At 32.9% G+C, this 19,844-nt stretch carries 20 protein-coding genes and 1 other RNA gene; 14 read left to right on the top strand and 7 right to left on the bottom strand.

Annotated features, from left to right (window positions below; all coding sequences use genetic code 11):
• Positions 1-33 precede the first annotated feature (33 nt).
• The 3 genes from ACXAFS_RS08975 to ACXAFS_RS08965 are packed head-to-tail and all read right to left on the bottom strand — an operon-like array spanning position 34 to position 5,067.
• Positions 34-894, bottom strand: coding sequence for a hypothetical protein (locus tag ACXAFS_RS08975; protein ID WP_475306469.1), 861 nt, complete (start codon positions 892-894; stop codon positions 34-36).
• Between the two features lie 10 nt (positions 895-904).
• Positions 905-3,370, bottom strand: a complete 2,466-nt coding sequence (locus tag ACXAFS_RS08970; RefSeq protein ID WP_475306468.1) for a TonB-dependent receptor — start codon at positions 3,368-3,370, stop codon at positions 905-907.
• 11 nt (positions 3,371-3,381) lie between these two features.
• Entirely contained in the window at positions 3,382-5,067 is a 1,686-nt protein-coding gene (locus tag ACXAFS_RS08965) for a M23 family metallopeptidase (protein ID WP_475306467.1), read from the bottom strand.
• Between the two features lie 178 nt (positions 5,068-5,245).
• Here ACXAFS_RS08965 and ACXAFS_RS08960 point away from each other — a divergent pair, with 178 nt between their 5' ends.
• The 4 genes from ACXAFS_RS08960 (at position 5,246) to rny (ending at position 7,658) form a co-directional block, all read left to right on the top strand.
• Positions 5,246-5,536, top strand: coding sequence for a hypothetical protein (locus tag ACXAFS_RS08960; RefSeq protein ID WP_138434496.1), 291 nt, complete (start codon positions 5,246-5,248; stop codon positions 5,534-5,536).
• A 19-nt stretch (positions 5,537-5,555) separates the two neighbouring features.
• Positions 5,556-5,843: a cell division protein ZapA gene (locus ACXAFS_RS08955; protein ID WP_138434497.1), complete on the top strand. Its 288-nt coding sequence runs from the start codon at positions 5,556-5,558 to the stop codon at positions 5,841-5,843.
• Positions 5,844-5,903: 60 nt separating this feature from the next.
• Positions 5,904-6,024, top strand: a non-coding RNA gene (gene ssrS / locus ACXAFS_RS08950) — 6S RNA.
• Positions 6,025-6,080: 56 nt separating this feature from the next.
• Positions 6,081-7,658, top strand: coding sequence for a ribonuclease Y (gene rny / locus ACXAFS_RS08945; protein WP_475306466.1), 1,578 nt, complete (start codon positions 6,081-6,083; stop codon positions 7,656-7,658).
• A 53-nt stretch (positions 7,659-7,711) separates the two neighbouring features.
• Here rny and xerA read toward each other — a convergent pair whose 3' ends face one another.
• Positions 7,712-8,620, bottom strand: coding sequence for a site-specific tyrosine recombinase/integron integrase (xerA, locus tag ACXAFS_RS08940; protein ID WP_475306465.1), 909 nt, complete (start codon positions 8,618-8,620; stop codon positions 7,712-7,714).
• A 224-nt stretch (positions 8,621-8,844) separates the two neighbouring features.
• Here xerA and ACXAFS_RS08935 point away from each other — a divergent pair, with 224 nt between their 5' ends.
• The 7 genes from ACXAFS_RS08935 to ACXAFS_RS08905 all read left to right on the top strand — a co-directional run bounded on the left by ACXAFS_RS08935 (position 8,845) and on the right by ACXAFS_RS08905 (position 12,521).
• Positions 8,845-9,324, top strand: a complete 480-nt coding sequence (locus ACXAFS_RS08935) for an outer membrane beta-barrel protein (protein WP_475306464.1) — start codon at positions 8,845-8,847, stop codon at positions 9,322-9,324.
• Positions 9,325-9,551: 227 nt separating this feature from the next.
• A complete protein-coding gene (locus ACXAFS_RS08930) occupies positions 9,552-10,094 on the top strand; it encodes a hypothetical protein (protein WP_475306463.1) in 543 nt (180 codons plus the stop codon).
• Between the two features lie 190 nt (positions 10,095-10,284).
• Positions 10,285-10,893, top strand: coding sequence for a porin family protein (locus ACXAFS_RS08925; protein WP_475306462.1), 609 nt, complete (start codon positions 10,285-10,287; stop codon positions 10,891-10,893).
• Positions 10,894-10,958: 65 nt separating this feature from the next.
• On the top strand, positions 10,959-11,378 hold the full coding sequence (gene aroQ, locus ACXAFS_RS08920) for a type II 3-dehydroquinate dehydratase (RefSeq protein WP_475306461.1): 420 nt from the start codon (positions 10,959-10,961) through the stop codon (positions 11,376-11,378).
• A gap of 1 nt (position 11,379) precedes the next feature.
• Positions 11,380-11,853 (top strand): outer membrane beta-barrel protein, encoded by a 474-nt coding sequence (locus ACXAFS_RS08915; RefSeq protein ID WP_475306460.1) that lies wholly within the window; start codon positions 11,380-11,382, stop codon positions 11,851-11,853.
• 144 nt (positions 11,854-11,997) lie between these two features.
• On the top strand, positions 11,998-12,225 hold the full coding sequence (locus tag ACXAFS_RS08910; RefSeq protein WP_475306459.1) for a hypothetical protein: 228 nt from the start codon (positions 11,998-12,000) through the stop codon (positions 12,223-12,225).
• A gap of 29 nt (positions 12,226-12,254) precedes the next feature.
• On the top strand, positions 12,255-12,521 hold the full coding sequence (locus tag ACXAFS_RS08905) for an outer membrane beta-barrel protein (protein WP_475306892.1): 267 nt from the start codon (positions 12,255-12,257) through the stop codon (positions 12,519-12,521).
• Positions 12,522-12,587: 66 nt separating this feature from the next.
• Here the strand turns inward: ACXAFS_RS08905 and lpdA are convergent, their stop codons facing one another.
• Genes lpdA through msrB form a run of 3 tightly spaced genes read right to left on the bottom strand, consistent with a single transcriptional unit; the run spans position 12,588 to position 15,059 of the window.
• The gene (gene lpdA, locus ACXAFS_RS08900) at positions 12,588-13,964 is read right to left on the bottom strand and encodes a dihydrolipoyl dehydrogenase (RefSeq protein WP_475306458.1); all 1,377 of its coding nucleotides are present in this window, start codon (positions 13,962-13,964) and stop codon (positions 12,588-12,590) included.
• A 56-nt stretch (positions 13,965-14,020) separates the two neighbouring features.
• Complete coding sequence (locus tag ACXAFS_RS08895) at positions 14,021-14,587, bottom strand: DUF1572 family protein (protein ID WP_475306457.1); 567 nt, start codon at positions 14,585-14,587, stop codon at positions 14,021-14,023.
• Positions 14,565-15,059 carry a peptide-methionine (R)-S-oxide reductase MsrB gene (gene msrB, locus ACXAFS_RS08890; RefSeq protein ID WP_475306456.1) on the bottom strand — a complete coding sequence of 165 codons (495 nt, stop codon included), beginning with the start codon at positions 15,057-15,059 and terminating at the stop codon, positions 14,565-14,567. Before msrB ends, ACXAFS_RS08895 begins: the two co-directional genes overlap by 23 nt.
• 141 nt (positions 15,060-15,200) lie before the next feature.
• Here msrB and ACXAFS_RS08885 point away from each other — a divergent pair, with 141 nt between their 5' ends.
• From ACXAFS_RS08885 to glgB, 3 genes are read left to right on the top strand one after another with little or no spacing between them, the layout of a single operon-like run.
• Positions 15,201-16,607: a glycogen synthase gene (locus ACXAFS_RS08885; RefSeq protein ID WP_475306455.1), complete on the top strand. Its 1,407-nt coding sequence runs from the start codon at positions 15,201-15,203 to the stop codon at positions 16,605-16,607.
• 4 nt (positions 16,608-16,611) lie between these two features.
• Complete coding sequence (locus ACXAFS_RS08880; RefSeq protein ID WP_475306454.1) at positions 16,612-17,877, top strand: glucose-1-phosphate adenylyltransferase; 1,266 nt, start codon at positions 16,612-16,614, stop codon at positions 17,875-17,877.
• A gap of 2 nt (positions 17,878-17,879) precedes the next feature.
• On the top strand, positions 17,880-19,790 hold the full coding sequence (gene glgB / locus ACXAFS_RS08875; protein ID WP_475306453.1) for a 1,4-alpha-glucan branching protein GlgB: 1,911 nt from the start codon (positions 17,880-17,882) through the stop codon (positions 19,788-19,790).
• Positions 19,791-19,844: the final 54 nt, after the last annotated feature.

Here is a 19,844-nt window from a genome sequence, read left to right as displayed (position 1 = left end):
TTTCGCTAAAAATATGAGCTATTTTGTTAAGAATTAGTTTTCAATTAAGCAATCTGTAGCAAATAAGCCAGAAGAACCATCTTCATTGACACCAAAATTATAAGATCTCCAATTTACAAGATTTGAATTATGCTCAAAACTACCAGTATCCTGATTATAAGTATAATATTTTGATTCTATTTTGTGGTAGTTGTTCTTTGAAAATGCTTTAAAAAAAGCACCATCGATAAAGAATTTACCTTCTAGTAAATTAGGTAGGTTATCAAACTCTGAAAAAATAATTTCATACTTACCATAAAGCATATCAGAATCTTCGAATATATTATCTGGATTGAAATAGATTAATTCTTCAATTTTTACAAGATTTCTATTTTCAAAATAGAATGTCCTAAACAAGTCTGAACCTTGGTATTCTATAACTCTATCATCTTCATATTGGTAACTAAAAACTACTTTCTCACTTAGTAACCCTTGAGGAATAATGATACTTCTTTGAGCTATTCTAGAATTAATAATAGTGTAGTCATTTGTGGTATCACCATAAAACGATTCAATAGCACTGGTTATGCTTACATTGTTTTCAGAATATTCAATATCGTATTGAGTCAAATCAGAAATAAGCCAACCTGTAAGATTAGATCCCATAGGAAAAGGTGTTGGTCCACCGATTACTTTTATTACTCTATCATTATTATCATATTGAACTTCAATACCATTAAAATCTGGGTCGAAGCCATCAACTCTAAAACCTAAGTCTTCTCTATTGAAGTATTCGTAATAAAGTTGAGCAGGCTCATAACTGATTAATAGACAATTATTCTCTAAACTATTGTCATCACTAGTAGAACAAGAAGCAAACAATAGAATAAAAAATAAAAAGTATATATGTTTCATTTAATTATAGTTAAAATCTAGCTGACAATCTCAAGTTAAAAACACGAGGTGTTAAGTAGTTTGGTATTGCAAACTGTCTTTTGGTGTAAACATCTCTAACCCAAGTGTTAGTGATAGAGTTTTGGTTGTTAAACATGTTATAGATTTCAAAACCGAGAGAGAGTTCTCTAAAGGTCTTTTTCCAGTTAGCTTTATATGTTTTTGTTGGATTAACTAATTCTAATTGAATACCTAAATCTGCACGTCTGTAATCTCTAAGTCGTATCTGAAAATCGTAAGGATCTGCATAACTTGGAGAACCACCAGGAACACCTGTGTTGTAGACTAAATTAAGGTACATTTTTAGATTAGGCATATTTGGCACATAATCCTGAAATAGTGCACCAAACTTTAAACGTTGGTCAGTTGGTCTGGCTATGTAGCCACGATTATCAATGTTTTCTTCAGTTTTTAGGTAACCAAAACTAAACCATGACTCAGTTCCTGGAACAAACTCACCATTTAATCGCATATCTAATCCGTAAGCATAAGCTTTGGCATTATTATCTGCTCTATATCGAATTCTTACATTTTCTACAGTATACGTATTAACATTAGACAAGCCTTTATAGTACGCTTCGGTAACCAATTTAAAAGGTCTGTCCCAAATCTTAAAACTATATTCATTGCCTAATACTACATGAAAAGATTTTTGAGCTTTTACATTAGGTTGCACAACACCAGAAGAATCTCGCAACTCTCTGTAAAAAGGAGGTTGATAATACAAACCACCAGTAACCCTAAAAAGCATATCTTTTTCCCAGTCTGGTTTTATAGCTAATTGCATTCTTGGACTAAATACAGTTTGTGTATTGCTCTCTAAGTTTTCACCACTAACAGTCCAATTATGCATTCTAACACCAGCATTAAAGAATACTTCATTGTTTTTCCACTCTGTACGTTTGCTATACTGTGCAAAGGCTTGCACTCTATCTATTTTAACTCTATTAAGAGCTCTTATATCTTCAAATGCAGTTAAAGGTCCTTCGTAAGGTTCGTAAGGCTGTAGGTTTGGTATACTAAAATTTGGTGGTCGTATAGAAAAACCAGCTGAGTCTATAATTTCATATTCTACCAAACGGTCTCTAATATCTTCATGAGTGTATTTTACGGACCATTCTACTGTAGATTCTTCATCTATTTTATAATCACCTCTATGTTCTGCATTTATAATAAAAGCATCTAAATCGTTACGTGCATGCGTTAGCTGTGACCCAATACCTTCGCTAAATTCAACTTCACCTAAATTCTCATCACCAATGTTTGTGTTTACTTCTCCTAAGCGATATTGTGCAAAAATGTCGAAGTATTCTTGTTCTAAAGTGTGGTAGGCAGAACCAATAAATTTTAGAGTTAAATCGTCGTTTACAAAGTAATTAGCTTTTAAAGCTCCAAAATAGGTTTGGTACTCGTCTTCTTCGTTACCATCATAAAAAACCAAGAGTGCAACAGGTTCTTGTAACGTTCCGAAGTTGGTTTGTCTATTTTCAGGTTGAAAGTTATATCTGTTTAAAGATATATTTCCAAGAAAATTCAAATGAAACTTATCAGAAAAGCGATAAGTTAAATACGTCTGTGCATCAGCAAAAACAGGCTCTACGTTACCTTCTGTTTCAAGATTATTAAGAATTAAACTGTTATCTCTGTAGCGTATGCCTGCAATCCCAGAGAACTTACCATTTTTAGAAACGGTTTCAGCAGCAACGCTTCCACCAAGTAAACTTAAATCTGCACGCACTCCGAAAGCTACAGGATTACGATACGTAATATCTAATACAGATGACAGTTTATCTCCATATTTTGCCTGAAAACCACCAGCTGAAAAATCTACATTAGACACTAAATCTGTATTAACAAAACTTAATCCTTCTTGGTTACCTGAACGAATTAAGAATGGTCTGTAGACTTCAATCTCATTTACATAAACAAGATTTTCGTCAAAATTTCCACCTCGTACAGAGTATTGAGTACTTAATTCATTAGATATATTAACACCAGGAAGTGTTTTTAATATGTTTTCTATACCAGGTTGAGCCCCTTTTATTGTTCGTAAGGTTTTTGGCGCAATAGTTACCACACCATCTTCGTTTTGTCGTGTGTTGGTTGAAATTACAACTTCTGCAATTTGTTCTGCTTCAACCTTCATTACAGGATTATATTCTATTTCCTGTCCGTTTTTTAGATTAAATTTCTGAACGATACGCTTATGACTCAAATGGGTAAATTCTATAGTTACTTCAACATCAGATGGTATTCTCAGTTCATAAAAACCGTTTTGGTTGGTTGCCGTACCTTCACCAGTAGAGGCTTTAATGTTTACATCCTCAATGGGATTGTTTAATTCATCTAGTATAACTCCTCTTATAACTGCAGTTTGAGAAAAAGAAAGCATGCTAAAAAACAAGCCGAGAAGAAGGGTAAAATGTAAGCGTTTCAATTAGTTTAGTTTTATTTTCTAAAAAAGGTTGCTTCAAATGTAGAACTATTTCCAACATTATCGGTAACAATTATCTTTAAATCATTCTTAGTGTCTTTAACGATATTATCATTAAAATCGTGTACCAACATTTTTGTTTTATAATCATACTCCATTAAAATCCATTTGCCGTTAACTGTTGCTCTGTACTTGCTTATTCCAGATAAATCATCGTCAATTTTTACTTTTAGGTAGCGGTATTTACTTAACCATTTTTTGTCTTTAAAATTTACAGGTGAAATTGTAGGTGCTACAGTATCCATTGCTAAGGTATAAGTACCAAAATTCTTGCTACCTGCACTGAGAATATTACCTTTTCTTTTTGTGCTGACATAGCTTGGTCTTTTGTAATAACCATATAATTTGGCAATAAAGATTTTGTCGAGGTGTTCTGTTTTGTAATTGCTTAAATCGTAATTGATATAAAAATTCTTTTGTAAAGGAATCTTGTCTTCATGGAGGTGAAGCGTATCAGAACTTACACTAAAATCTATATCTACGTCATCATAAACAGTGTTCTTATAAAAGTTAACTGTAATAAGACCAGATTTTAACTCTGTCGCTTGGTCAGAATAAATAGTGGTTTTATTAGAAAAGTCATTTTCTAATGGTTTTAGTGTTTCGTATTTGCCTCTAATAGGAATGTTTACCCAAGTTTCATTGCCTTTATAATCTCTTATTCTTGCTTTGTATACAGATGACGTACTGTCTTCAACGTTAATGTAACCATTATCATAAGCATCTTTATAGAGGCTTAATGGATTATTTTCTTCAATGAATAATTTCTGAATTCGAGACTTTTTGGTTTTAAAGTATTCATAATCGATAAGACGTTTTATATGTTTTGTTTCATCGAAGCTAAAACGCTTAAAGTCTATTTCGAGACTTTTATTACCGTTAAAAAAGGTTTGTATGTTACTAACACCATTATTATTGGGTGCTAAATCTTGCTTGTCATATGAGGTAACACCAAATCCAATATTACCATATGCTGTAATTTTTTCAACCTCGTAGTCTCCATTTTGTTGAGGAATTAGACGTAGAGGAACACGCTCATTTTTGCCATTAATTACAGCATTTTCATCTTTAGGATAAGCATACACAGCAGATACAAACGGACGTTTAGTGTCCTTTATATCAATACCAAACATCATAGGGTTTATAGGTCGTTCTTGATTGTCTCTAATCTCAAAGTGCAAATGTGGTCCGCCAGAACCACCAGTATTGCCAGAATATGCAATAACTTCATTTGGAGCAACTAATAATTCTTCTGTACTAGGAAAAACTTCAACCTCATAGCTTTCCTTTTCGTATTGGCATTCCTTTATATACTTTTCTATACGATCAGAAAATTTCTGAAGATGTGCATACACAGTTGTATATCCATTAGGATGCGTAACATAAAGGGCTTTGCCATAACCATAATGTGAGATTTTTATTCTGCTCACATAGCCTTCTGCAGCAGTATAAACCTTTAAACCTACTTTACGTTGCGTTTTAATATCTAATCCAGAATGAAAATGGGCAGATCTCAATTCTGCAAAAGTTCCAGAAAGTACCAAAGTGATGTCTAATGGATTTCTAAAATAGTCTTGAGGATATTCTGATTGTGAAAACAATGAACTCGAAACCAAGAGTAAAAGCAAAATTTTTTTCATAAAGAGCACTATTACAGCTAAAATATCAAATTGAACAAGAATTGCAAACCAGAAAACTGTATTATTTTTCTGAACGTTTTAATTTTTAAGTTGTTATCTCAATTAAAAATAATTGTAAAAGAATTGTGTTTTTTAAATAGGTATGTTAAATTTGTTTCAACAGTATTGAATTACTTAAATGAGTAAAATAGAAGAAATTGTTGATGCTTTAGAGAATAAAATCAGCAAGGTTTTACATAAGCAAGAAGTCTTAAAGCAAACCAACGCAAGATTGTCTCAACAGCTTGAAGAGCAGCAGCAAAAACTTCTAGAGCAGCAAGAAGAGATTGCTTCTTGGGCAGATAAGTACGAAACGCTCAAAATAGCAAATTCAATGCTTGGTAGTGACGAAAATAAACGAGAAACAAAGCTCAAAATAAATGCACTTATAAGAGAAATTGACCATTGTATAGGTCAACTCTCAGAATAAAGTTGTAAATTTAGACTAGATGTCAGATCAATTAAAAATTAAACTTTCAATTGCCAATAGAGTATATCCGTTGACAATTAATCCAAAACAGGAAGAAGGTTTACGTAAGGCCACAAAAAAGATAGAGGCTATGATTGGTCAGTTTGAGCAAAATTACTCTGTAAGAGATAAGCAAGATGTTTTGGCAATGTGTGCCTTGCAGTTTGCAGCTCAGGTAGAGCAAAAATCGATAGATAAAGAATATGTTAATGAAGAGGTGCAAGAAAAGTTAGAAGCTTTAAATGACCTTTTGAACCAGCATATTTAACTCGTACGTTCTTTAAAATACAAAAAGGTTACTGCCTACATTAGTTATATTTTTTGATAAACTCAACGTTAATTCTTTAAAAAGGGTGAGTTTAAATTGTAAAAGCATGCTGCTAATACGTTATGTATTTGGGCAGATCCTTGATCAGTTTGTTAGCCCTAAACTTGTTTTTAAGGAGTTTATACAAAATCCAAAACTGATGTAGGCTTTTTTTATATACTAAACTAAACACAAATCATGGACACTAACACGATACTATTTATAGTTGGAGGAGTGGTATTAGGATTAATAATTGGCTACGTAATTGCAAAATCTTTGGAGAAAGGTAAAGCATCAAAGTTAATTGCTAATGCCGAGAGCGAATCCAAATCAATTTTAAAACAAGCTAAAGCAGATGCTGAGGCTTTAAAAAAGGATAAAATACTTCAGGCTAAAGAAAAGTTTATAGAGCTTAAAGCAGAGCACGAAAAGGTAATCTTATCGAGAGATAAGAAAATGGCAGAAGCCGAAAAGCGCATTAGAGATAAAGAATCTCAAGTTTCTAATGAGCTTTCAAAAGCTAAAAAGTCTAATCAATCTTTAGATGATAAAATAAAGGACTACAACTTTAGATTAGAATTCTTAGAAAAGAAGAAAGACGAAATAGAGAAAGCACACAAAAGCCAAATAAAGCAGCTTGAAGTTATTTCTCAATTATCAGCAGAAGAAGCAAAAGAACAACTAGTAGAATCTTTAAAAGAAGAGGCTAAAACAGATGCTATGGCCTTTGTGCAAGATCGATTAGAAGAGGCTAAATTAACGGCACAACAAGAGGCTAAGAAAATTATCATTAATACCATTCAAAGAATTGGTACGGAAGAGGCTGTTGATAATTGCGTGTCTGTCTTTAATATAGAATCTGATGATGTTAAAGGTAGAATTATTGGTAGAGAAGGTCGAAATATTAGAGCTATTGAAGCAGCAACTGGTGTAGAAATTATTGTAGATGATACACCAGAAGCTATTATTTTATCTTGTTTTGATTCTGTAAGACGAGAAATAGCACGTTTATCGCTTCATAAGCTAGTCACTGATGGTAGAATTCATCCAGCTCGAATAGAAGAAGTTGTTAAAAAGACGACTAAGCAAATTGAGCAGGAAATTATAGAAGTTGGTAAACGTACTGTAATAGATTTAGGCATCCATGGTCTTCACCCAGAATTGATAAAGATGGTAGGTAGAATGAAGTATCGTTCATCCTATGGTCAAAACTTATTACAACACTCTAGAGAAGTTGCTAAGCTTTGTGGTGTTATGGCTGCCGAATTAGGATTAAATCCTAAGCTTGCAAAACGTGCAGGATTACTTCACGATATTGGAAAAGTGCCATCTTCAGAGACAGATGTTGAAACCCCTCACGCTATATTAGGTATGCAATGGGCAGAAAAACATGGTGAAAAACCAGAAGTTTGTAATGCTATTGGAGCACACCACGACGAGATAGAAATGACAACGTTGTTATCTCCAATCATTCAGGTATGTGATGCTATTTCTGGTGCTAGACCTGGAGCAAGACGTCAGGTACTTGACTCGTATATTCAACGTCTTAAAGACCTTGAAGACGTAGCATTTGGCTTTACAGGTGTTAAGAAAGCGTATGCAATACAAGCAGGTAGAGAATTACGTGTTATTGTGGAGAGTGAAAAAGTATCAGACGAGAAAGCGGCAAGTTTGTCTTTTGAAATATCTCAAAAAATTCAAACAGATATGACGTATCCAGGACAGGTTAAAGTTACTGTAATAAGGGAAACAAGAGCAGTAAATATTGCTAAATAAAATGACTAACTCAAGTAATGTAAAAGGGTGTTCTATTAATTTAGATCGCCTTTTTATTTTCTAGGATGAAACTTATTTAGAACATCACTTAAGTGCGAACGATCCACGTGCATATAAACTTCTGTTGTTGTAATACTTTCGTGGCCCAGCATCATTTGTATAGCTCTTAGATCTGCACCATTTTCAAGCAAATGTGTAGCAAAGGAATGTCTAAAGGTGTGAGGCGAGACAGTTTTCTTTAAACCAGACTTCTTAACCAGATTTTTAATAATAGTAAAAATCATTGCACGTGTTAATTTGTTTCCCTTATAATTAAGAAATAAAATATCTTTGGATTCTGGGTTTACATCAATATGGTTTCTAATAGCTTTCCATATTTCTATATATTTTTTGGTAGACTCACCAATAGGAACAAAACGTTGTTTATCACCTTTTCCGGTAACCTTTATAAAACCTTCATCAAAAAACAAATCAGAGATTTTTAATTCAATAAGTTCGCTAACTCGCAGGCCACAACTATATAATGTTTCTAAAATGGCTCTATTACGTTCACCAAGATTAACACCTTGGTATTGGTAGCCTAGGTCAATAGTATTAATTAATAAATCTATATCCTCTACAGATAAAGTGTCTGGCAGTTTTCTACCAATCTTTGGAGACTCAATTAAATCCATAGGGTTAGAATCTCTGTAATTTTCAAAGACTAAATAATCAAAAAAATTTCTTAATCCAGAAATTAAACGACCTTGAGATCTAGGATTTATTGTTTTGGAAATGGTATATATAAATTCCTTTATCAGGTCATTATCAATCTTATCAGGCGATATATTTAATTGACTATTTTCTAGATAAGTTATTAGTTTCTTAATATCGTAACTGTAATTTTCAATAGAATTTAATGATAATCCACGTTCTATTTGTAAATAATGCCTATAATCTTTGAGTGCCTGAGTCCATTTCATAGCTAAGAAATATAGTTTTTAAGGGTAAAAACTAATAAAAATAATACGCAATTCATCGTATTTTTTCTAAATTTTGTTAATAACGTAAAAATTAAACACTTGATTTACAGGTGTTAACGAAAAAATGTTTACAATATTGTTAATAACTCTACCTTAAAATTTTAATATTATAAAAAAAAGACTTTAATTTGAAACTGTTAATCAATTTTAAAACTTAAAAGATTATGAAAAAATTATTTTTAGCTGCTTTTGCAGTATTTGCTTTTGCAAGTGTTAACGCACAAGAATTTAAAGCTGGTATCAGCGGTGGATTACCAATTGGTGATGCAGGTGACTTAGCGACTTTTTCTATTGCCGTAGATTTAGGTTATTTGTTTGAAGTGTCTGACGATTTTCAAGCTGGTCCTTCTGTTGGCTTCCAACACAACTTTGGTGAAGAAATTAATGGATTTGAAATAGACGATGTACAATTTGTTCCTGTTACGGCAGCAGGTCGTTATGCAGTATCAGAAGAGTTTACTTTAGGAGCAGACTTAGGGTATGCGGTAGGTATTAACGATGGTAATGATGGTGGGTTTTATTACGCACCTCGTGTACAATATAGTGTATCTGATGCCCTAGATATTGTTGTTGCTTACAGAGGCGTGAGTGTTGATGGAGGATCTTGGAATGTGATAACTGCAGGTGTCGAGTTCGGATTATAATTACAATCTTACATATATTAGAGAGAGGCAATTTTGCCTCTCTTTTTTTTGTATACATTTTGATTTAGAATTAACCTAAATAGTCTTAAGCATGTATAGTTTAAGACTTTTTTTTTGATTTTTTCAATATCGATAAAAAGCATCTTTTGTTAACAATTTTTTAAGTTTTATATATAGCCTATAACTTACATTTGCCGACCAAATTAATTTTAAAACTTAAAATAATTATGAAAAAATTACTTTTTACTGCATTAGCAGTTTTTGCATTTGTAAGTGTTAATGCACAAGAAGATGAGTCTAGTGCTCTAAGTAAAGGATCTTGGTTAGTTGAGGCTAACACTGGTTTTGGTGGTGGTGCTACAGGTGCTGCTCACAGATCAACGACTTCTTTTGGTTTAACTTCTATAGACGGAACAACTGTTTGGTCTATTGGTGGTGAAGCAGGTTATTTTGTAATGGATGATTTAGCTGTAAAAGTAGGTCTTGGTTATAATGATTTTGATGGAGCTTCTTCTTTTTCATACAAAGTAGGTGCTAAGTATTACGTAGCTAGTCAGTTTCCTGTACAAGTAGACGTTACTGGTGCATCTGGTGAAGATGTATTTGGTGATGAAAGCCCATTATGGTTAGGTTTACAAGGTGGTTATGCTTGGTTTGTTGCTGATAATATTTCAATTGAGCCAGGTTTACGTTACAACTTATCATTAAACGAAGATTTTACTGATGAAGGTGTATTGGAGTTAAACATTGGTTTTGCTTTACACTTCTAATAAGTATTATAACAAATAATAAAAACCGAAGTAAATGCTTCGGTTTTTTTATTGTCTTTTAGTTTATAATTTGAATAATTCCTTTAAATCGATATTATATCCGCTAAGTAGCTCAAAATTTTAACAATTGCAAGTTTAATAATTGTAAGTAAAAAACTACGTTTGTGTAAACTATTAAATATCATTTCTCATGAAAAAAATTTTACTTTCAGTTACTGTTGTAGTAGCAACTTTTTTAAATGTTAATGCGCAATCTGATTCTGGTGATTTTACGCTAGCACCGCAAGTTGGTTTAAATTTATCTAACTACACAAGTTCAGAAAACTTGGACAATAAGATTAGAACAGCTTTTAATTTTGGTGTAGTAGGTGAGTACTATTTTAGTGACCGTTGGAGTTTACGTTCTGGTTTATTTTATGATTCAAAAGGGACTAAGGTTGAGCTTTCCGGTGAAGATTATATTGATAAACTCAATTATTTAGCAGTTCCAATACACGCAAATTGGCATTTTGGTTCTAACAGAAATTGGTTCTTAAATTTTGGACCAACTTTAGGTTTCCTATTGAGTGCTAAGGCAGATACACCTGACGGTGAGTTTGATATTAAAGATGAACTAGAAAGTAGTTTTGACATTGGCTTGGGTCTAGGTATAGGTTATAAGTTTAATGTTTCGGAAAACACAGAACTTTTCATTCAATACCAGGGCTACAATGGTTTTGTTGAATTACTTGGATTTAGCGAAATTAATTTATTTAATGCAACGTCAGCTTTTAACGTTGGGGTTATATTTCAACCATAAGTAGAATAGCATATTAATTAAAAACGGAATTACTTAGTAGTTCCGTTTTTTTATACCTTTACTTTATGAAGCAACTTATTATAATAAACGGACCAAATTTAAATTTACTCGGTACGCGAGAACCAGAAATTTATGGTAGCCAAACCTTTAAAGATTACTTAGAAGTACTAAAAACTAAATATAACAATATTAATCTAGATTATTTTCAATCTAATATAGAAGGTGAGCTTATTGATAAGTTGCATGACGTTGGTTTTAGTTATGATGGTATCATTTTAAATGCTGCTGCGTATACGCATACCTCTGTTGGTATTGGAGATGCTGTAAAAGCTATAGAAACACCTGTTGTAGAAGTGCATATATCTAATACCTTTTCGCGTGAAGAATTTAGACACCAATCGTATATTTCACCAAATTCTAAAGGTGTAATTCTAGGTTTTGGTCTTAAAAGCTATGATTTGGCAATAGAAAGCTTTATCTTTTAATATGAAAAAACGTATCCTGTTCTTATTATTCGTTTGTTTTGGTATTGTGGCTTCGGCACAAACAGAATTTGGAATTAAAGGTGGGTTAAACTTTACCTTTTTTAAGGTTAATGAAGGAGATTTTGGTACTAATCCAGATACTGAAATAGGTTATTATGGTGGTATTTTTGTTGATCTTCCTATAGATAATGGATTTCATATTCAGCCAGAACTACTTTATAAAGGTATAGGTGATTTTAGATTTTTAAATGCGCCTATATATTTAAAATATGATATTTATGATACGGTCCATATTTTGGTAGGACCAAGTTTAAATTACTTCTTTGATTTTTTCTCTAATAAATTTAAGGTAAGAGCAGATCTAAGTTTGGATTATGATTTTTCTTTAGATTTAAGCATGCACATGAAATATACTATTGGTTTCGAAGAACTCTCTCCCAACGTGCTATTTCTAGGTTTAGGCTTAAGGTTGTAAATTGCCCGTTATTTTTATTATAAAATATTATGGTTTTTTCACATTCAATTAACTTCAATTTTCAATTTGATTAGGATTTGATTAGGATTTTTTAACAGCTACACATTCTATGTTTGCTAATATTAATTCTAACAACAATCAATCATGAAGAAAATCATTTTAACTACAGCTTTTATTATTTCTACAATTACGAGTGTTTTTGCACAGACATATTCTGAGGATGATAAAAATAAAACCACTTTTGGTGTGAAGGCTGGTATTGATCAGACATTTGTATCTAATGCAGATAGTTCATTCGATCAAATTAATTATTATGCGGGCTTATTTGCTGAAACACGTCTTTCAAAAAGAGTAGTTTTCAATTTGAATTAAGGTATTTAACATACAAACAGGATCATTTTATTGAAGTTCCTTTATTGCTTAAATATCATATTACTGATAAATTTAGATTATTTGTAGGTCCTAGACTCGATTTTATTTTAGACGAAAGACCAACAAATGCAAAAAACTTTAGTCTTGCTGCAGAGCTAGGATTGGAATATGATATTAGCAAAAATTTCTTCATTAATGCAACAATGAGTTATAGTTTTGAAAACCAAATAAATTTAGACCAGTTTAATGTAGGCTCAAGGCAAAATATTCGTTTTGGTATTGGCTATAAGTTCTAAAAAGAAAAAGCGATTCATTTGAATCGCTTTTTTTAATATATAAAATGATTATAGTAAATATACAATCTATAAGTGAATTACTTCATCATAAGCATCTGCTACAGCTTCCATAACAGCTTCACTCATTGTTGGGTGAGGGTGAACTGCCTTTAATACTTCGTGACCTGTAGTTTCTAATTTACGACCTAATACAGCTTCTGCAATCATGTCCGTAACACCAGCACCAATCATATGACATCCTAACCATTCTCCATATTTAGCATCAAAAATCACCTTTACAAAACCATCTTTGTTTCCACCTGCACTTGCTTTACCAGATGCAGAGAATGGGAATTTTCCAACCTTAATGTCGTAACCTTGTTCTTTTGCTTGAGCCTCTGTAAGACCTACACTAGCAACTTCTGGCGAGCAGTAAGTACAACCAGGTATGTTTCCATAATCAAGCGCTTCTACATGCATTCCTGCTATTTTTTCAACACAAAGAATACCTTCTGCAGAAGCAACGTGTGCTAAAGCTTGTCCAGGAGTAACATCTCCAATAGCATAGTAACCAGGTATGTTAGTTTGGTAATAGTCGTTTACTAAAATTTTATCTCTATCCACAGCGATGCCTACATCTTCTAATCCAATATTTTCAATGTTAGATTTTATACCTACAGCAGAAAGTACGATGTCAGCTTCTAAAACTTCTTCACCTTTTTTAGTTTTTACTGTAGCTTTAACACCTTCTCCAGAAGTATCCACAGAAGTAACTTCAGCAGAAGTCATAATTTTAATTCCAGATTTTTTGAAGCTACGCTCTAACTGTTTAGAAACTTCATCATCTTCAACAGGAACAATTTTTGGCATATATTCAACGATGGTGACTTCCGTTCCCATTGCGTTGTAGAAATATGCAAACTCAACACCAATAGCACCAGAACCAACTACAATCATTTTCTTAGGTTGTTTATCTAGTGTCATCGCCTGTCTGTAACCAATTACTTTTTTACCATCTTGAGGTAAACTTGGTAACTCGCGAGAACGCGCACCAGTTGCAACTATGATATGATCAGCTGAATATTCTTTACCATCAACGTCTACTTTCTTTCCAGGTTTAACTTTGCCGTAGCCCTCAATAACATCAATTTTGTTCTTTTTCATTAAGAACTTAACACCATTACTCATACCGTCTGCTACACCACGACTACGTTTTACTACGGCATCAAAATCGTGTTCTGCATCTTTAACTTTTAAACCATAATCTTCAGCATGTTTTAGATATTCAAAAACCTGAGCAGATTTTAAAAGTGCTTTTGTAGGGATACAGCCCCAATTTAAACACACACCACCAAGACTTTCTTTTTCTACAATGGCAGTTTTAAAACCTAATTGAGATGCTCTAATTGCTGTTACGTAGCCACCAGGACCACTTCCTAATACTATGATATCGTATTTACTCATGAGTAATTTTTTAGTTGAATTTTGAGAGTACGAATTTACGAAACCAAAATGTAATATTAAAGGTCTTCTGTAAAATGTCTTTTGCCTTTATCTTTAGAAAATTTTTCTTTGTTGTAATCTTTTGATTTTCCTTTAGGTATAGATAAGGATTGCCAATTATTTCCTTTAGCAAGTTTTCCTAAAAATACAATTTGACCAACATGGTAAGCATAATGCATCATTTGTCGATTTACAGCTTCAACAACTGTGTGGCCTTGATTTCTTATGTAGATTATACGCTCTAAATCTTCATTCTTTAAAGGTTTTATAGCGCCAAACAGACAATCCCAACCTTTATCCCATGCGGATAGAAGTTCTTCTTTAGAGTGAAATGTATCAATAAATTCTTTATCTCGTTGTCTCCATTCTTTTTCACCATCTTCGGTTAGAAAATTGGTCCAGCGACTTAGCATGTTGCCAACAATATGCTTTACTATTATAGATATAGAATTTGAATCTTCAGCAAACTCTCTTTTTAATTCATCTAAAGTTAAGTTTGCAAAAGTTTTGTCTCCCAGACTTTTGTAATATTCAAATTGCTTAATACTACTCTCAATGTAACTATTCATCATCTTTAGTGTCATCTGGTACAAAATTTAATGCCACACCATTAATGCAATGACGCTTTCCGGTTGTATCCTTTGGTCCATCATTAAAAACATGGCCTAAGTGCCCACCACAAGTTGCACAATGTTCTTCGGTACGTGCATATCCAATTTTATAATCTGTTGAAAAGGCAACATTACCTTCTATTTCTTTATCAAAACTTGGCCAGCCAGTACCTGAATCGAATTTATGTTCGCTTTTAAATAAAGGTGTATCACAAGCTGCACAATGATAAACCCCTTTTTCGTAATTTTTGTTTAGTGGACTAGAGAATGCACGTTCGGTACCAGCTTCTCTAAGAACATAGTATTCCATTTCAGTTAATTCAGCTTTCCATTCAGCTTCAGTTTTAGTCACAGGAAAAGTTTCTTCTTTGGTTTCCTTTTTTTGGGCTGTGGAGTTGCAGTTTAGGAACAAGCCCAATACAAGTAATAATGTTATCTTTTTCATAGGTTAAAGTTAAATAATATAATTGCTACTTCAAGTCGAATTAAGATAACTTTAATTACAAAAAATGTAATATTTATTTTACGAGAGTCCTTATGTTTTCAGGTTAATATTCGTTAACTTTAGACTTTAATAAAAATATAAATGCGTATAATTCATATCAGTGCTGAATGTTATCCTGTTGCTAAAGTAGGAGGTCTTGCAGATGTTGTTGGAGCTTTGCCGAAATACCAAAATAAGTTAGACGTAGAGAGTGCTGTAATCATGCCTTTTTATAATAATAAATTTACGCAAAAGAATACATTTAAGTCAATTTATAAGGCCAATATAGATTTGGGTGAAGTTAAGCACCATTTTGAGGTGTTAATGACAAAAAATACTGTTCTAGATTTCCCTGTATATTTTATAGATATTAAATCATTGTTACACAAAGATTATGTCTATTCTGAGGATGATACAGATCGTTTTTTAGCATTTCAGATTGCTGCCATGGATTGGTTACTAGCCTTAGATGAAAAACCAAATTATATTCACTGTCATGATCATCATACTGGGTTAATTCCTTTTATGGCACAAGAGTCTTTTAAGTATGAAGTGTTAAATAAAATACCCATAATAACAACAATTCATAATGCACAATATCAAGGATGGATGTCTTACGAGCATTTGAATAAAATTCCTGAGTTTAATTTGGATAATATTGGGCTATTGGATTGGAATGGTGTCATAAATCCTCTGGCTACTGCTATAAAGTGTGCTTGGCGAGTTACTACTGTATCACCAAGTTATATGGATGAGTTAATGCAGAATGCTAATGGATTAGAAGCGCTTTTAAGCTCTGAAAGACAAAAGGCGATAGGTATTTTAAATGGAATAGATTCTGATGTTTGGAATCCAGAAACTGATGAATTCATCATTAAGAATTTTAAAAAATCCACTGTAGTTTCAGGAAAAAAAGCCAATAAAAAATGGTTGTGTAAGGAGTTTAATCTTGATGAATCTAAGCCTTTGTTTGCTTTTATAGGTAGGTTGGTAGGTGAAAAGGGTGCAGAGTTGCTTCCACGTGTTTTTTACAAGGCATTACAATCAAAAGAGATCTCAATTTTGTTATTAGGTTCTGGTATGCCACAAACTGAAGCAGAATTAGTATCTTTAAAGAACGTTCATACAGGTAATTATAATTGTTTCATTGGTTATGATGAGAGGTTGTCGCATATTATTTATGCAGGTTCAGATTTTTTATTAATGCCCTCGCGTGTAGAGCCTTGTGGATTAAATCAAATGTATTCCTTACGCTATGGAACAGTGCCGATTGTTAGGCGAATAGGTGGCCTCAAAGATACTGTCATTGATATTGATTATCATAAAGGATTTGGGATAACCCATAGTGACGTATCAGAACATTCAATATTAGATGCAATTAATAGAGCAAAACAATTTTACAAACAAGAAACCATGTTTAAGAATAATCAAAAGACAATTATGACTATTGATAATTCTTGGGAGGTTTCAGCAAAAGCATATATAAATTTATACAATTCAATAACTTAAAATCATGATTAACGATAAAGTATTGTCAATAATTCTAGGTGGTGGACAAGGGTCTCGTCTATACCCTCTTACAGAAAAACGCTCTAAACCAGCTGTACCGATTGCAGGAAAATATAGATTGGTAGATATACCTATTTCTAACTGCATTAATTCTGATGTGAAGCGAATGTATGTCTTAACTCAGTTTAATTCTGCGTCCCTCAACAGACATATAAAAAACACTTATCACTTTAGTTTTTTTAGTTCGGCATTTGTAGATGTATTGGCAGCAGAGCAAACACCAGAAAGTAAGTCATGGTTTCAAGGTACTGCAGATGCTGTAAGACAAGGAATGCAGCATTTTTTGAGACATGATTTTGAGTATGCTTTGATTTTGTCAGGTGACCAGTTATATCAAATGGATTTTAACGAAATGATAGAGGCTCATAGTAAGTCTAATGCAGAAATTTCTATTGCAACAATTCCTGTTACAGAAAAAGAGGCAACTTCATTTGGGATATTAAAAACAGATAAAGATAATGTAGTGACTTCATTTATAGAAAAACCAGATGCTAGTCTATTACCAGATTGGGTATCGCCTACAAGTGCAGAAATGCAAGCACAAGGAAAAAATCACTTGGCATCAATGGGTATTTATATCTTTAATAGAGATCTTCTGGTTGAATTAATGAAAAACCCTGATACTATAGATTTTGGTAAAGAAATTATACCGCAATCTATTGATAAACATAAAACGCTTAGCTATCAGTACGAAGGCTATTGGACAGATATTGGTAACATTGACTCATTTTTTGAAGCTAATCTTGGTTTGACAGACGAAATACCAAAGTTTAACCTCTACGATTCTAAACAACGCGTCTATACTAATGCCAGAATTTTACCAACCTCAAAAATATCTGGAACAACATTAGATAGAGCTGTTGTAGCAGAGGGCTGTTTAATTTCTGCAGCAAAAATTGAAAAATCTGTAATAGGTATTAGATCTCGTATAGGAAAAGATTCTACAGTAATTAACACATACATGATGGGTAATGATGATTATGAAACACTAGAAGGTATTGAACGTCAAAACACAGAAATTCTGGCAGGCATTGGAGAACGTTGTTTTATCAAAAACACAATAATAGATAAAAATGTTTGTATAGGTGATGATGTAAGAATTAATGGTGGCCCTCATCTTGAAGAAACAGAAACAGATAAATATGTAGTAAAAGATGGGATTGTAGTCATTAAAAAAGGTGTAGTTATACCAAAAGGTTTTGTTTTATAAATATGGCAGAAGTAATTGCACACAGTTTATTTACAGATTTTGATATTGGTTTGTTTAAATCTGGTAAACATTATCGTCTTTACGAAAAATTCGGTTCTCATATTACAACCGTTAATGGAGTAGAAGGTACCTATTTTGCGGTTTGGGCACCAAGTGCTAAATCAGTTTCCGTTGTTGGTGATTTTAACTTTTGGTTAGAAGGAGATCATAAACTTAATGTGCGTTGGGACGAAAGTGGTATTTGGGAAGGCTTTATACCAGGTGTTGGTAAAGGCAACATTTACAAGTATAAAATCCATAGTCATCATAATGATATAAAAACTGAGAAGGCAGATCCGTATGCAAGACGTTGTGAGCATCCACCAAATACAGCTTCAATAGTTTGGGAAGATGATTATAAGTGGAAAGATACCAAATGGATGAAAAAGCGTAAAGAACACAACGCTTTAGATGCTCCTTTTTCAGTTTACGAAGTTCATTTAGGCTCGTGGAAAAAGAAAGTTGAGGAAAATAGATTCTTAACCTATGACGAGCTTGCAGAAGATCTTGTGACGTATGTAAAGGATATGAACTTTACGCACGTAGAGCTTATGCCAATTATGGAATATCCTTACGATCCATCTTGGGGTTATCAGCTTACAGGTTATTTTGCACCAACATCGCGCTTTGGTTATCCTGAAGATTTTAAATTACTAGTAGATAAACTTCATCAAAACGATATAGGAATCATTTTAGATTGGGTGCCTTCGCATTTTCCTGAAGATACTCATGGTCTAGGTTTTTTTGATGGTTCTGCCTTGTATGAACATCCAGACAGGCGCAAAGGTTATCATCCTGATTGGAAAAGTTTAATCTTCAATTATGGAAGAAACGAAGTAAAGTCATTCTTGATTAGCAATGCTATTTTTTGGCTAGATCAATATCATGCTGACGGTCTAAGGGTTGACGCTGTTGCGTCAATGCTGTTTTTAGATTATAGTAGAGAAGAAGGTGAGTGGGAACCAAATATGTTTGGAGGTAGAGAAAATCTTGAAGCTATCTCATTTATGCGCGAAATGAATGAAGCTGTTTACACTTCGTTTCCAGATGTTCAAACTATTGCAGAAGAATCAACATCATTCCCTATGGTTTCTAAGCCAACTTACCTTGGTGGATTAGGTTTTGGAATGAAATGGATGATGGGTTGGATGCACGATACATTGCAGTATTTTGCTAAAGAACCAATTTACAGAAAACATCATCACAATGATTTAACCTTTAGTATGACTTACGCATTTACTGAGAATTTTATGCTGCCATTAAGCCATGATGAAGTTGTTTATGGGAAGCAATCTATTTTGGGTAGAATGCCAGGTGATGAGTGGCAACGTTTTGCGAACTTAAGGCTTTTGTACTCTTATATGTTTACACATCCAGGAACAAATCTTTTATTTCAAGGTGCTGAATTTGGGCAAAGTGAAGAATGGAATTTTCAACAAAGTTTAGATTGGCATTTATTACAATATGCTCCTCATAAAGGTGTGCAAACATTAATTAAAGACTTAAATGCTTTATATAGAAAAGAACCAGCTTTACACCAAAAACAATTTATTGGCGAAGGTTTTGAATGGATAGATTACAACGATTCTGAAAATTCTGTTTTGTTATACATTAGAATAGGTAATAATACCGAAGATGATATAATTGTAGCATGTAACATGACACCAGTGCCAAGAGAAAATTATAAAGTAGGAGTGCCGAGAAAAGGAAAGTTAAAAGAAATATTCAATAGTGATTCAAAAAAATATTTTGGTTCTGGAGAGTATAAAAATAAAATGCAAACTGTAAAATCAAAACCTTGGCAATATAGAGACTACTCTGTTGAGGTTAATATTCCACCACTTGGAATGTTAGCTTTCAAATATTCTAAATAAAGTGCTGATATTCTGTTTGATATTTACGATTTAAGCAAAATTAGCACTCGAAAA

This window comes from Winogradskyella sp. ABM4_392 (genome assembly GCF_056160445.1).
Note: the sequence above shows the minus strand (reverse complement) of the source record. Positions and strands in the feature narration are given on the sequence as shown.